The 13,292-nt window shown below is 73.7% G+C and carries 14 protein-coding genes; 13 read left to right on the forward strand and 1 reads right to left on the reverse strand.

The features are described 5' to 3' along the window. Window positions 1–76 precede the first annotated feature (76 nt). The 11 genes from ruvX (at window position 77) to nusB (ending at window position 10,734) form a co-directional block, all read left to right on the forward strand. Entirely contained in the window at window positions 77–541 is a 465-nt protein-coding gene (ruvX, locus tag ACSNOD_RS19535; protein WP_436768268.1) for a Holliday junction resolvase RuvX, read from the forward strand. 136 nt (window positions 542–677) lie between these two features. Beyond that, window positions 678–2,501, forward strand: a complete 1,824-nt coding sequence (gene mltG, locus ACSNOD_RS19540) for an endolytic transglycosylase MltG (protein ID WP_436768269.1) — start codon at window positions 678–680, stop codon at window positions 2,499–2,501. Further along, on the forward strand, window positions 2,498–3,337 hold the full coding sequence (locus ACSNOD_RS19545) for a shikimate dehydrogenase (RefSeq protein ID WP_436768270.1): 840 nt from the start codon (window positions 2,498–2,500) through the stop codon (window positions 3,335–3,337). Before mltG ends, ACSNOD_RS19545 begins: the two co-directional genes overlap by 4 nt. Window positions 3,338–3,543: 206 nt before the next feature. Beyond that, window positions 3,544–4,728 carry a chorismate synthase gene (aroC, locus tag ACSNOD_RS19550; RefSeq protein ID WP_436768271.1) on the forward strand — a complete coding sequence of 395 codons (1,185 nt, stop codon included), beginning with the start codon at window positions 3,544–3,546 and terminating at the stop codon, window positions 4,726–4,728. After that, entirely contained in the window at window positions 4,725–5,252 is a 528-nt protein-coding gene (locus ACSNOD_RS19555; RefSeq protein WP_436768272.1) for a shikimate kinase, read from the forward strand. The genes aroC and ACSNOD_RS19555 overlap by 4 nt, the downstream gene beginning before the upstream one ends. A 25-nt stretch (window positions 5,253–5,277) precedes the next feature. Continuing rightward, window positions 5,278–6,369: a 3-dehydroquinate synthase gene (gene aroB, locus ACSNOD_RS19560; protein WP_436768273.1), complete on the forward strand. Its 1,092-nt coding sequence runs from the start codon at window positions 5,278–5,280 to the stop codon at window positions 6,367–6,369. Next, window positions 6,366–6,812 carry a type II 3-dehydroquinate dehydratase gene (aroQ, locus tag ACSNOD_RS19565; protein WP_436768274.1) on the forward strand — a complete coding sequence of 149 codons (447 nt, stop codon included), beginning with the start codon at window positions 6,366–6,368 and terminating at the stop codon, window positions 6,810–6,812. The genes aroB and aroQ overlap by 4 nt, the downstream gene beginning before the upstream one ends. 255 nt (window positions 6,813–7,067) lie before the next feature. Further along, on the forward strand, window positions 7,068–8,057 hold the full coding sequence (locus ACSNOD_RS19570) for an AAA family ATPase (RefSeq protein ID WP_436768275.1): 990 nt from the start codon (window positions 7,068–7,070) through the stop codon (window positions 8,055–8,057). A 519-nt stretch (window positions 8,058–8,576) separates the two neighbouring features. After that, window positions 8,577–9,683, forward strand: coding sequence for an aminopeptidase P family protein (locus tag ACSNOD_RS19575; RefSeq protein ID WP_436768276.1), 1,107 nt, complete (start codon window positions 8,577–8,579; stop codon window positions 9,681–9,683). A gap of 53 nt (window positions 9,684–9,736) precedes the next feature. Further along, window positions 9,737–10,303 carry an elongation factor P gene (gene efp / locus ACSNOD_RS19580; protein WP_436768277.1) on the forward strand — a complete coding sequence of 189 codons (567 nt, stop codon included), beginning with the start codon at window positions 9,737–9,739 and terminating at the stop codon, window positions 10,301–10,303. A gap of 2 nt (window positions 10,304–10,305) precedes the next feature. Next, the gene (gene nusB, locus ACSNOD_RS19585; RefSeq protein ID WP_436768278.1) at window positions 10,306–10,734 is read left to right on the forward strand and encodes a transcription antitermination factor NusB; all 429 of its coding nucleotides are present in this window, start codon (window positions 10,306–10,308) and stop codon (window positions 10,732–10,734) included. A 235-nt stretch (window positions 10,735–10,969) separates the two neighbouring features. Here nusB and bldD read toward each other — a convergent pair whose 3' ends face one another. Then, window positions 10,970–11,470, reverse strand: a complete 501-nt coding sequence (bldD, locus tag ACSNOD_RS19590; protein ID WP_004948690.1) for a transcriptional regulator BldD — start codon at window positions 11,468–11,470, stop codon at window positions 10,970–10,972. A gap of 244 nt (window positions 11,471–11,714) precedes the next feature. On the opposite strand from bldD, the gene pyrR reads away from it, so the two are divergent. Continuing rightward, window positions 11,715–12,302: a bifunctional pyr operon transcriptional regulator/uracil phosphoribosyltransferase PyrR gene (gene pyrR / locus ACSNOD_RS19595; protein WP_436768279.1), complete on the forward strand. Its 588-nt coding sequence runs from the start codon at window positions 11,715–11,717 to the stop codon at window positions 12,300–12,302. 144 nt (window positions 12,303–12,446) lie between these two features. Beyond that, the coding region (locus tag ACSNOD_RS19600; protein ID WP_436768280.1) for an aspartate carbamoyltransferase catalytic subunit at window positions 12,447–13,292 on the forward strand (846 nt) is incomplete at its 3' end.

Below are 13,292 nucleotides of genomic sequence, written 5' to 3' on the forward strand. Positions count from 1 at the left end.
GCGGCGGCCAGAACCCGGCGGCCATCGACGAGGCCGTGGCCGCGGTGGAGCGACTCGTCGCCGAGAAGGCCTAGCCATGCGACGAGGCCGACGGATCGCCGTCGATGTCGGGGACGCCAGGATCGGGGTCGCCTCGTGCGACCCGGACGGAATCCTGGCGACCCCGGTCGAGACCGTTCCCGGGCGGGACCTCCCCGCGGCCCGGCGGCGGCTGGCCGCGATCGTGGCGGAGTACGAGCCGATCGAGGTCCTGGTGGGCCTGCCCCGCTCGCTCAGCGGCGGGGAGGGCCCCGCGGCGGCCAAGGTCCGGGCGTTCGCGCGGGAGCTGGCGCGGGTGGTGGCACCGGTTCCGGTGCGGCTCGTCGACGAGCGGATGACCACGGTGACCGCGGCCCAGGGGCTGCGGGCCTCGGGGGTGAATTCCCGGAAGGGCCGGTCCGTGGTGGACCAGGCCGCGGCCGTGATCATCCTCCAGAACGCGCTGGAGACCGAACGAGTGTCCGGCGAAGCACCGGGTGAGGGCGTCGAAGTGGTCATCTGATCGCGATACGGTAACGTTCCGCGCGACGCGGCGGCGTTCGGCATATCGAATGGCCGCCGCGCGGACAACGAGGCGGACCGGACGCCTGCGCCACACCTCCGCGCACCGGGAGCCGCCTCGCGGCTCTAGGGGATCGATGACTGAGTATGGCCGGGGCCAGGGCTCCCAACCGTGGCACCCCGAGGACCCTCTCTACGGGGACCAGGGGTGGGGCGGACAGCAGCCCGCGAACGGCGGCCCGGGCGCGTACGGCGGCCACCCGGGGCAGCGGTGGGACGACCACGCCCCGCACGCGCCGTACGCCGACCCGCACCACCCCCAGCAGCCGGCCTATGGCTGGGACCCCGCCGAGGGCGGTGACCCGCACGCGTACGGCATGAACTCCGGTGACCCGTACGGCGGTCACGGGGGGCACGGCGGTCAGCAGCAGCCCGGCCCCTCGTACGGCGGGGGCGCGGGCGGCACCGATCACTACGGGACGCCGGAGGGCTACCCTCCGGCGCACCAGCCGGATGTCCGGCAGCCGGTGCCCCACCAGCCGGGCGCCGGGCCGCACCACGACGAACCGCGCCATGACGACGGGCGGTACGACGACGGGCGCTACGACGACGGGCAGTACGGCGACGCGCACCAGGACGGTTCGCACCACGGCGGCTCGCACCACGACGGTTCGCGCCACGACGACGCGCGTCACAACGCACCGCACCACAACGCGCCGCACCACGACGACGCGCGCCCCGAGGACGAGGACTCCGAGCGCTCCTCGCTCTTCGCGGACGACGACCGGGAGCCGTACGACACCGACGACGCCGCGGCGTCCGACGACGGCGAGCCGGAGCCCGCGCGCGGCCGCGGCAGGAGCACCCGCCGGGAGCGGCGCACCCGGCCCAAGCGGCGCACCGGGCTGGCGTGTCTGTTCGTCGCGGTGGTGCTGGTCGGCGCGGTCGGCGGCGTCGGCTACTTCGGCTACCAGTTCTGGCAGCAGCACTTCGGCGCGGCCCCCGACTTCGAGGGGCAGGGCAGCGGCGAGATCCAGGTCGAGATCCCCGGCGGCTCCAGCCTGACCACGATGGGCGAGATCCTCAAGCGCGAGGGCGTGGTCAAGAGCGCCGACGCCTTCGTGGACGCCGCCTCCGCGGGCAGCGGCAAGAGCATTCAGCCGGGCATCTACACCCTGCGCAAGGAGATGTCGGCGGCGGCCGCGGTCAAGCTGATGACCGACCCGGCGAACCTCAACACCCTCACCATCCCCGAGGGCACCAGGGCCACCAAGATCTACGCCCTGATCGACAAGAAGCTCGAACTCGCGGCGGGCACCACCGAGAAGACCGCCAGGAACACCGACCTCGGCCTGCCCGCCTGGGCCAGGGGACCCGGCGTCCAGGACCCGAACGAGGGGTTCCTCTTCCCCGCGCAGTACAGCATCTCCAAGGGCATGAAGCCCGAGGACCTGCTGCGCCAGATGGTGCGGCGCGCCGAGAAGGAGTACGCCAAGTTCGACCTGGAGGCGAAGGCCAAGACCCTGGGGCTCGCCTCCCCGCGCGAGGCGCTCACCGTGGCCAGCCTGGTCCAGGCCGAGGGCAAGACCAAGAAGGACTTCGAGAAGGTCGCCCGCGTCGTCTACAACCGGCTCAAGGCCGACAACACCGAGACCAACGGCCTGCTGGACTTCGACTCGACCTACAACTACGCCAAGAACCAGAGCACCCTGGAGCTGCCCAAGGTCAGCGAGCTGCGCAAGTTCTCCCACCCGTACAACACGTACAACAAGAAGGGCCTGCCGCCGGGTCCGATCGGCAACCCCGGCGCCGTCGCCCTGCACGCCGCCGTCAACCCGGCGGAGGGCAACTGGTACTACTTCGTCTCGCTGTCCGCGGACAACACGGTGTTCTCCGACACCTACGCGGAGCACCAGCGCCAGGTCGAGAAGTACAACGCCCAAGGGAGTGCCAAGCAATGACATCAGCGCCGCCCGCGCGCAACCGCGCCGCCGTGCTCGGCTCGCCGATCGCCCATTCGCTCTCGCCGGTGCTGCACCGCGCCGCCTACGCGGAACTGGGCCTGGCGGACTGGACGTACGACCGCTTCGAGGTCGACGAGGCGGCGCTGCCCGGCTTCCTGGACGGGCTCGACGCCCGCTGGGCGGGGCTGTCCCTCACCATGCCGCTCAAGCGGGCGGTGATCGGGCTGCTGGACGAGGTCAGCGACACCGCGGCCGCCGTGGAGGCCGTCAACACCGTGGTGTTCACCGACGACGGGCGCCGACTGGGCGACAACACCGACATCCCCGGCATCGCGGCCGCGCTGCGGGAGCGCGGCGTCGAGCGGGTGGAGGCCGCCGCCGTCCTCGGCGCCGGCGCCACCGCCTCCTCCGCCCTCGCCGCCCTCGCCGGCCTCTGCTCGGGGCCCGTCACCGCGTATGTGCGCAGCGCGGACCGGGCCGCCCAGATGCGGCAGTGGGGCGAGCGGCTGGGCGTGGCGGTGCGCACCGCCGACTGGGCACGGGCCGCCGACGCCTTCGCCGCCCCGCTGGTGATCGCCACCACCCCGGCCGGCGCCACCGACGCCCTCGCCGCCTCCGTACCCGCCCGGCCCGGCACCCTGTTCGACGTGCTCTACGACCCCTGGCCGACGGCGCTGGCCGCCGCCTGGGGGGAGCGGGGCGGCGCCGTGGTCGGCGGTCTCGACCTCCTGGTGCACCAGGCGGTCCTCCAGGTCGAGCGGATGACCGGGCGGGCCCCCGCGCCGCTGGCCGCCATGCGCGCCGCGGGCGAGCGCGCCCTGGCCCGCGCCTGACGCGCCGGCGGCCGCCCGCCGCCCGCCGGCCGCCCGGCGCCCGGCGACCGTCGGCCCCGGCACCGCGCACACCTGACATAAGAAGCCCGCATGCCGGACCGGAGTCCGAGGACGGGGCCCGGACGTGGGAGGATCGAGGTGGCGGGCCGGGGCCGCGCACCGGGCACGCCGCCTTAAGTCCCGAGGCGCGAGCATGAGGAGCATCGTTGAGCAGGTTGCGCTGGCTGACGGCGGGGGAGTCGCACGGCCCCGCACTCGTGGCGACGCTGGAAGGGCTGCCCGCGGGCGTGCCCATCACGACGGACATGGTGGCGGACGCGCTCGCGCGGCGGCGGCTGGGCTATGGACGCGGCGCGCGGATGAAGTTCGAGCGGGACGAGGTCACCTTCCTCGGCGGGGTGCGCCATGGGCTCACCCTCGGCAGCCCCGTCGCGGTCATGGTGGGCAACACCGAGTGGCCCAAGTGGGACAAGGTCATGGCGGCCGACCCGGTCGACCCGGCCGAGCTCGCCGAACTGGCCCGTAACGCCCCCCTGACCCGGCCCCGGCCCGGCCACGCCGACCTCGCCGGCATGCAGAAGTACGGCTTCGACGAGGCCCGTCCGGTGCTGGAGCGCGCCTCCGCCCGCGAGACCGCCGCCCGCGTCGCCCTCGGCGCCGTGGCCCGCTCCTACCTCAAGGAGACGGCCGGCATCGAGATCGTCTCGCACGTGGTGGAGCTCGCGGCCGCCAAGGCCCCGCGCGGGGTCCTGCCCAAGCCCTCCGACGTGGAGAAGCTGGACGCCGACCCGGTGCGCTGCCTCGACGAGGAGGCGAGCCGGGCGATGGTCGCCGAGATCGACCAGGCCCACAAGGACGGCGACACCCTCGGCGGCGTCGTCGAGGTGCTCGCCTACGGCGTGCCGGTCGGCCTCGGCTCCCATGTGCACTGGGACCGGCGGCTCGACGCCCGCCTCGCCGCCGCGCTCATGGGCATCCAGGCCATCAAGGGTGTCGAGGTCGGCGACGGCTTCGAGCTCGCCCGGGTGCCCGGCTCCCAGGCGCACGACGAGATCGTGCCGACCGCGGACGGCCTGCGCCGCTCCTCCGGCCGTTCCGGCGGCACCGAGGGCGGGCTGACCACCGGCGAACTGCTGCGCGTGCGCGCCGCGATGAAGCCCATCGCCACCGTCCCGCGCGCCCTCGCCACCGTCGACGTCACCACCGGCGAGGTGGCCCAGGCCCACCACCAGCGCTCCGACGTGTGCGCGGTCCCGGCCGCCGGCATCGTCGCCGAGGCCATGGTGGCGCTCGTCCTCGCGGACGCGGTGGCGGAGAAGTTCGGCGGCGACTCCGTCGCCGAGACCCGCCGCAACGTGCGGAGCTTCCTCGACAACCTGGCGATCGCATGACCGGACCGGTGGCCGTCCTCGTCGGCCCGCCCGGGGCCGGCAAGTCCACGGTGGGCGCCCTGCTCGCCGGGCTCCTCGGGACGGCGTACCGGGACACGGACGCCGACATCGAGCGGCTGGCCGGCAAGCCCATCCCGGAGATCTTCGTCGACGACGGCGAGCCGCACTTCCGTGAGCTCGAGCGGCAGGCGGTGCGCGCCGCCGTCGCCGAGCACACCGGGGTGCTCTCGCTCGGCGGCGGCGCGGTGCTGGACCCCGGCACCCGCGCGCTCCTCACCGGGCTGCCCGTGGTCTTCCTCGACGTGCGGCTCGCCGACGCCGTCAAGCGGGTGGGGCTCGACGCCCCGCGCCCGCTGCTCGCGGTCAACCCGCGGCAGCGCTGGCGCGAGCTGATGGAACAGCGCCGCCCGCTCTACACCGAGGTCGCCCGGGCCGTCGTGGCCACCGGCGACCGCACCCCCGAGGACGTCGCGGCGGCGGTCCTCGACGCACTGGAGCTGAAGCAGCAGTCCCCCGGGGCCTGACCCCGGACGCGGCAGAGAGAAGATCATGACCGAGACCCCCATCCGCATCCAGGTCGGCGCCAGCGCGGGCACCGAGCCGTACGAGGTGCTGGTCGGCCGGCAGCTGCTCGGCGAGCTGCCCGGCCTCATCGGCCCCAGGGCCCGGCGCGTCGCCGTGCTGCACCCCGAGGCGCTCGCCGCCACCGGGGAGGCGCTCCGCGAGGACTTGGCGGCGCACGGCTACGAGGCCATCGCCGTCCAGGTGCCCAACGCGGAGGAGGCCAAGACCGCCGAGGTCGCGGCCTACTGCTGGAAGGTGCTGGGCCAGACGAACTTCACCCGCACCGATGTGATCGTCGGGGTCGGCGGCGGCGCCACCACCGACCTGGCCGGCTTCGTCGCCGCCACCTGGCTGCGCGGCGTGCGGTGGGTGGCGGTGCCGACCACCGTCCTCGGCATGGTCGACGCCGCGGTCGGCGGCAAGACCGGCATCAACACCGCCGAGGGCAAGAACCTCGTCGGCGCCTTCCACCCGCCCGCCGGGGTGCTGTGCGACCTCGCCAGCCTGGAGTCGCTGCCCGCCAACGACTACATCAGCGGGCTCGCCGAGGTCATCAAGGCCGGCTTCATCGCCGACCCGGTGATCCTCGACCTCATCGAGGCCGACCCGGCCGCCGCCCGCACCCCGGCCGGCCCGCACACCGCCGAGCTGATCGAGCGGTCCATCCGGGTCAAGGCCGAGGTCGTCTCCGGCGACCTCAAGGAGGCCGGCCGCCGGGAGATCCTCAACTACGGCCACACCCTCGGCCACGCCATCGAGAAGAACGAGCGCTACACCTGGCGGCACGGCGCGGCCGTCTCCATCGGCATGGTCTTCGCCGCCGAACTCGGCCGGCTCGCCGGCCGCCTGGACGACGCCACCGCCGACCGCCACCGCAGCGTGCTGGAGTCCGTGGGCCTGCCCCTGACCTACCGCGGCGACCAGTGGCCCCGGCTGCTGGAGACCATGAAGGTCGACAAGAAGTCCCGCGGCGACCTGCTGCGCTTCATCGTGCTCGACGGCCTCGCCAAGCCCACCGTCCTCGAGGGGCCCGACCCGGCGGTGCTGCTCGCCGCGTACGGGGAGGTGTCCAGGTGAGCCGCCGGGTGCTGGTGCTCAACGGCCCCAACCTCGGGCGGCTGGGCAGCCGGGAGCCGGACGTGTACGGCGCGACCAGCTACGCCGGGCTGGTCGAGGAGTGCGTCGCGCTGGGCAAGGAGCTCGGCTTCGACGTCGAGGTCCGGGAGACCAACGACGAGGGCGAGATGATCCGCTGGCTGCACGAGGCGGCCGACGGCTCGATCCCCGTGGTCCTCAACCCCGGGGCGTTCACGCACTACTCGTACGGCATGCGGGACGCGGCGGCGCAGCGCACCGCGCCGCTGATCGAGGTGCACATCTCGAACCCGTACGCGCGCGAGGAGTTCCGGCACACGTCGGTGGTGGCCGCGGTGGCCTCCGGCACGGTCGCCGGCTTCGGCATCGGCTCCTACCGGCTGGCGCTGCGCGCCCTCGCCGACGAGACGGACGCGCGGCGCTGACCCGCGACGGGCCCGCGCCGGCTGATCACGCCCGGCGCGGGCCCGTACGATTCCGGGCGCGGCTCCGCGTGGGCCCGTACGATTCCCGGCCGAGCGGCTCCGCGTGACGTCGCCGGGAGCCCCGCCACGGCCCCGGGCGGCCCGGTGGACCCCCGTGTGTCACACGTCGGCGCGCCGGGACGGTACCGTGCGGGGCGAACGGCCCCGAGCCGCTCTCAGACCGCCAACAGCCTGCACGAGACGGAGAGTCAGCGGATGCAGCACGCGATGGGGGCTCCGCTGCCGCCGCCCCACGGACCACACCACGGCGCGCACACCCCGCCGGCCGCGCCCGGAGCGACCGGCGTACCCGGCCCGCTCGGGCCCGTCGGCCCCGCCCCGGGCGGCGGCTGGGCCGTGTCGGGCACCGTGCCACCGCCGGGCCCGGCCGCGCCGGTGGCGCAGCACGGGCCGCCGTCCCCGGCGGGACCCGCCCACGGCCAGGGCCACCCCCTGCCGCCCGGCCCGCCGCACCCGGCGGCCCCCGCGCCTCCGGCCTGGCCCGCCCCCGCGCCCCCGGCCGGCCCCGTGCCGACCCCGGCCGGTGAGGCCACCGGCCACGTCCTGCTGCCGCGGGGCGGACCCGTGCCCGCGCCGGCCCCCCTGCCGGCCCAGGGCCCGGGCGCCGTCGCGCCGGACGCGGCCCACGCCCCGATCGCGGTGCTGCTCATCGGCCCGGCGGGGGCCGGCAAGACCACGGTCGCCCGCCACTGGGCGGACACCCGCCGGGTGCCGACCGCGCACATCAGCCTGGACGACGTACGCGAATGGGTGCGCTCCGGTTTCGCCGACCCGCAGTCCGGCTGGAACGACCGCTCCGAGGCGCAGTACCGGCTCGCCCGCCGCACCTGCGGCTTCGCGGCGCGCAACTTCCTGGCCAACGGCATTTCCTGCATCCTCGACGACGCGGTCTTCCCCGACCGCCCGGTCGTCGGCCTCGGCGGCTGGAAGCGACACGTCGGCCCCGGCCTGCTGCCCGTGGTGCTGCTGCCCGGCCTCGACATCGTGCTGGAGCGCAACGCGCAGCGCACGGGCAACCGACGCCTCTCGGACGAGGAGGTCGCCCTGATCCACGGCAAGATGGCGGGCTGGTACGGCTCCGGGCTGCCGATCATCGACAACTCCCAGCTCGACGTGGAGACGACGGCCCGCCTCCTGGACGACACCCTCACCCGCGCGCTCACGCCTCCGCCTCCGGCGGTCTGACCGCGGGCCCGTCGTCAGCATCGTCGACGCCACCACGGCAGGTCCGACGGGGTCTGCGGATCATGGCAGGTGCGGCGGAGCAGCACCTCGTCCAATGACTTGACAACCGGCGCAGCTCACGCCCGGCCCGCCGGGCGGCACAAATCTTTTTCCGCCGCGACGGCGAGAAGCGGAACGTCGCAGTCCGGCGGTGCCCAACGGCCCCAGGGGGTTTTCCCGCCGCGACGGCGGGAAGCGCGGGCCCGGGGGCCGGGCGGCCCTGCCTCCGCGCCGCGAAGGCGCCAGCAGCCCGGCCCGGGCCGGGAAAAATCTTCCGCCGCGACGGCGAGAAGCGAAACGTCGCAGCCCGGCGGTGCCCAACCGGCCGAGGAACGTCAACGTGAACCCCCGGAGGGAAGCGCGCCGAAACCCACCCCAACCGCATGCGCGCGGCGCAAAAAACCACGACCGAGCGGCGAAGCCGCCCGGTCGGACGCGCAGGGGCGGCCGACCCCCACCCCCCTCCGTACGATCAGACGCATGCCCGACACGTACGCGGCCCGCCGCTCGCAGCTGCGCGACCGGTGCGCGGCGGCCGGGACAGGCGCCGCACTCGTCTCGCGCCCCGCCAACGTGCGCTATCTCGCCGGCGGGGCCCCCAACGGCGCCGTACTGCTGCTGGGCCCCGCCCAGGACACCCTCGTGCGCCGCGCCGCGCCGGCGCAGGACCCCGCCGAGGGCCGGCTCGACGACACGCTGCGGAGCGTCTCCCTCGCCATGACCGGCCCCGACCCCGTGGTCGCCGCCGCCGAGCTGGCCGCCGCCGCGGGGGCCGACACCCTCGCCGTGGAGGAGCACCACCTCACCGTCGCCCGCCACCGGGCCCTGGGCGCGGCCGCGCCCGGCGTCCGGCTCGCCGATCTCGCCGGCGCCGTGGAGCAGCTGCGGCTGGTGAAGGACGAGGAGGAGATCGCGTGTCTGCGGATCGCCGCGGAGATCAGCGACCAGGCCCTGGGCGAGCTCCTGGAGTCCATCCTCGTCGGCCGCACCGAGCGCCATCTCGCGCTGGAGCTGGAGCGCCGCCTGGTGGACCACGGCGCCGACGGGCCCGCCTTCCCGACGTGCGTGGGCACCGGCGCCAACGCCGGGCTGCCGGGCCATCTGCCCACGGACCGCCGAGTGGAGGAAGGGGATTTCCTCAGTGTCTGCCTGGGCGCGAACTACCGCGGCTACCGCTGTCAGCTCGGCCGCACCTTTGTGATCGGCACCAGCCCCGACCGCTGGCAGATCGAGCTCTACGATCTCGTTTTCGCAGCCCAGCGGGCCGGCAGGGAGGCGCTCGCCCCCGGCGTCGAGCATCGCCACGTGGACCGCGCGGCCCGTACGATACTGGTGGGGGCGGGCCATGGCGAAGGGCTCGCGCCGTCGATGGGGCACGGCGTGGGACTCGAAATCGATGAGGACCCGCAGTTCTCACCTGCTGCCATGGGTAAACTGGACGCTTGTGTGCCGGTCACCGTCGAACCGGGGGTCCACCTCCCGGGCCGGGGCGGCGTCCGGATCGATGACACGCTCGTCGTTCGCCCAGAGGCGGACGGCGGACCCGAGCTACTCACCATCACGACCAAGGAGCTGCTCGCCCTCTAGCGGGGCCGCTTCCCACTTGGTCCCCAGCAGCAGTCTCAGGAGAATCCGCGACCGTGGCCACCACGAACGACCTCAAGAACGGCATGGTGCTCAAGCTCGACGGGGGCCAGCTCTGGTCCGTCGTCGAGTTCCAGCACGTCAAGCCTGGCAAGGGCCCCGCCTTTGTCCGGACCAAGCTGAAGAACGTGCTCTCCGGCAAGGTGGTCGACAAGACCTTCAACGCCGGCATCAAGGTCGAGACGGCCAATGTCGACAAGCGCGGCATGCAGTTCTCGTACATGGACGGCGACTACTTCGTCTTCATGGACATGGACACGTACGACCAGCTCCACATCGACCGCAAGACCGTCGGTGACGCCGCCAACTTCCTGCTCGAGGGCTTCGAGGCCGTCGTGGCGCAGAACGAGGGCAGCGTCCTCTACGTCGAGCTCCCCGCCGCCGTCGAGCTGACCATCGAGCACACCGAGCCGGGTGTGCAGGGCGACCGCTCCACCGGTGGCACCAAGCCCGCCAAGCTGGAGACGGGCTACGAGATCCAGGTCCCGCTCTTCATCACCACCGGCGAGAAGATCAAGGTCGACACTCGCACCGGTGAGTACCTCGGCCGGGTGAACAGCTAACCGTGGCTGCCCGGAACAAGGCCCGCAAGCGCGCCTTTCAGATCCTCTTCGAGTCGGACCAGCGCGGGGCGCCCGTGCGGACCGTCCTCGCGGACTGGATGCGGCTCGCCCGGACCGACGACCGGCAACCGCCGGTCAGCGAGTACACGATGCAGCTCGTCGAGGGCTACGCCGAACAGGCGGAGCGCATCGACGACCTGCTCGCCACCTACTCGGTCGGCTGGACGCTCGACCGGATGCCCGTGGTGGACCGGAACGTCCTGCGGCTCGGCGCGTACGAGCTGATCTGGGAGGACGACGTCCCCGACGCGGTCGTCATCGACGAGGCGGTGCAGCTCGCGAAGGAATTCTCCACCGATGAGTCGCCCGCGTTCGTCAACGGGCTGCTGGGCCGGCTGAAGGACCTCAAGCCGACCCTGCGCCGCTCCTAGGGCCCCGTCCCGCCCGGGGGCGCTCACAGGCGTCCCAGGCGGCGCACAGGCACCATGAGACTCCGGCAGGGGGTCACGCTTCGGCGTGCCCCCCTGCCGCCGTATGTGCCCGAATGCCGCCGCATGTGCCATGTGCCCGAAGCGAAACGGGCCGGAAAAACGACATCGCCGCCGGGCCCGAGCCCGGCGGCGACACGTTTCTTCAGTGGATAAAGGGGTGCCTGACGGCCCGCCCTCAGGCGTCCTCGTGCTGCACCGCACGACGCGCGTCCGCGTCCAGCACACCCCAGCTGATCAGCTGCTCCGTCAGCACCGACGGCGACTGGTCGTAAATGACGGCGAGGGTCCGCAGGTCGTCCTGGCGGATCGACAGGACCTTGCCGTTGTAATCGCCGCGCTGGCTCTGGATCGTGGCGGCGTACCGCTGGAGCGGACCCGCCTTCTCGGCCGGCACATGGGCCAGCCGCTCCAGGTCCAGCACCAGCTTCGGCGGCGGCTCGGCGGCCCCGCCCGGCGTGGTGCCCGGCAGCAGTTCCTGCACCGGGACGCCGTAGAAGTCCGCCAGCTCGGCGAGGCGCTGCACGGTCACCGCACGGTCGCCGCGTTCGTACGAACCGACCACGACCGCCTTCCAACGGCCCTGGGACTTCTCTTCGACACCGTGAAGGGAGAGGCCCTGCTGGGTGCGGATGGCGCGAAGCTTGGCTCCGAGCTGTTTGGCGTATTCGCTGGACATAAAGCTCCCCGGACGCTGTGACAACGTGCGGCTCCGCCGCGCGGCTGGTAACTCACTGTGAGGTTACGCAGCGTAATCCGGCATCGTCAAGCCGAACGGTCCCCACCGCCCTTCCGGGGGGCCCGGGCCGGGCACCCGTGACCTCCTGGGACGGGGCACCCCGCGGACCCTGGTACCGTGAGGAACGCAGTTTCGACGTCCTTTAAGGCCCGTCCCGTGAGGCGGGGAAGGAGGTCCGTTTCGTATGGACACCATCAGCGGCACCCACCGCTCCGATGCCCCGCGCCCCGTGCTGGAGGCGCCCGACATCGCCCGGGTTCTGACCCGGATCGCCCACGAGATCGTCGAGCGCGCCAAGGGCGCGGACGACGTGGTGCTTCTCGGCATCCCCACCCGCGGTGTGTTCCTCGCCCGCCGGCTGGCCGCCAAGCTCGAGTCGATCACCGGCCGCCCGGTGCCCGTGGGCTCCCTCGACATCACCATGTACCGCGACGACCTGCGGTTGCGCCCCGCGCGTGCCCTGGGCCGCACCGACATCCCCGGTGACGGGCTCGACGGCCGCCTGGTCGTCCTCGTCGACGACGTGCTCTTCTCCGGCCGCACCATCCGCGCCGCGCTCGACGCGCTCGGCGACCTCGGCCGCCCCCGCGCCGTCCAGCTCGCGGTCCTCGTCGACCGCGGCCACCGCGAACTGCCGATCCGTGCCGACTACGTCGGCAAGAACCTCCCCACGTCGCTGCGGGAGACGGTCAAGGTCCAGCTCACCGAGGAGGACGGCCGCGACAGCGTGCTGCTCGGTGTGCGCGAGGCCGCCCCGGTCGGCGAGCAGTAGCACCGCGCCGTACGGCCGGCGGCCACCCCTGCCCGCCGCCGTGCCGCTCCCGGCCCGTACCCGCCCCGGCCTCCCGACGGACGCCGGAAGCGGCCCTGCCACGCCGACGCCCCCGCACCTCTTCTTCACCCACGGAGCAACCGGATGCAGCGCCACCTCATCTCGGCCGCCGACCTCACCCGCGACGACGCCGTCCTGATCCTCGACACCGCCGAGGAGATGGCCCGGGTCGCGGACCGGCCGATCAAGAAACTGCCGACCCTGCGCGGCCGCACCGTCGTCAACCTCTTCTTCGAGGACTCGACGCGGACCCGCATCTCCTTCGAGGCCGCCGCCAAGCGGCTGTCCGCCGATGTCATCAACTTCTCCGCCAAGGGGTCGTCGGTCTCCAAGGGCGAGTCGCTCAAGGACACCGCGCTGACCCTGGAGGCGATGGGCGCCGACGCCGTCGTGATCCGCCACCACGCCTCCGGCGCCCCCTACCGGCTGGCGAACTCCGGCTGGATCGACGGCGCCGTCGTCAACGCCGGCGACGGCACCCACGAGCACCCCACCCAGGCCCTCCTCGACGCCTTCACCATGCGCCGCCGCCTGGTCGGCCGGGACGCCGGCCTCGGCCACGACCTGGCCGGCCGCCGGATCACGGTCGTCGGCGACGTGCTGCACAGCCGGGTGGCCCGCTCCAACGTCCATCTGCTGCACACCCTCGGCGCCGAGGTGACCCTCGTCGCCCCGCCCACGCTGGTGCCGATCGGCGTCGAGAGCTGGCCCTGCCAGGTGAGCTACGACCTCGACGAGGTGCTGCCGAAGTCCGACGCGGTGATGATGCTGCGTGTGCAGCGGGAGCGGATGAACGCCGCCTTCTTCCCCACCGAGCGCGAGTACTCGCGCCGCTACGGCCTGGACGGCGACCGCATGGCGCGGATGCCCGAGCACGCGATCGTGATGCACCCCGGCCCGATGAACCGCGGCATGGAGATCACCGCCGAG

It is taken from the genome of Streptomyces sp. URMC 123, assembly GCF_051386515.1.
In the GTDB taxonomy this organism is placed as follows: domain Bacteria; phylum Actinomycetota; class Actinomycetes; order Streptomycetales; family Streptomycetaceae; genus Streptomyces.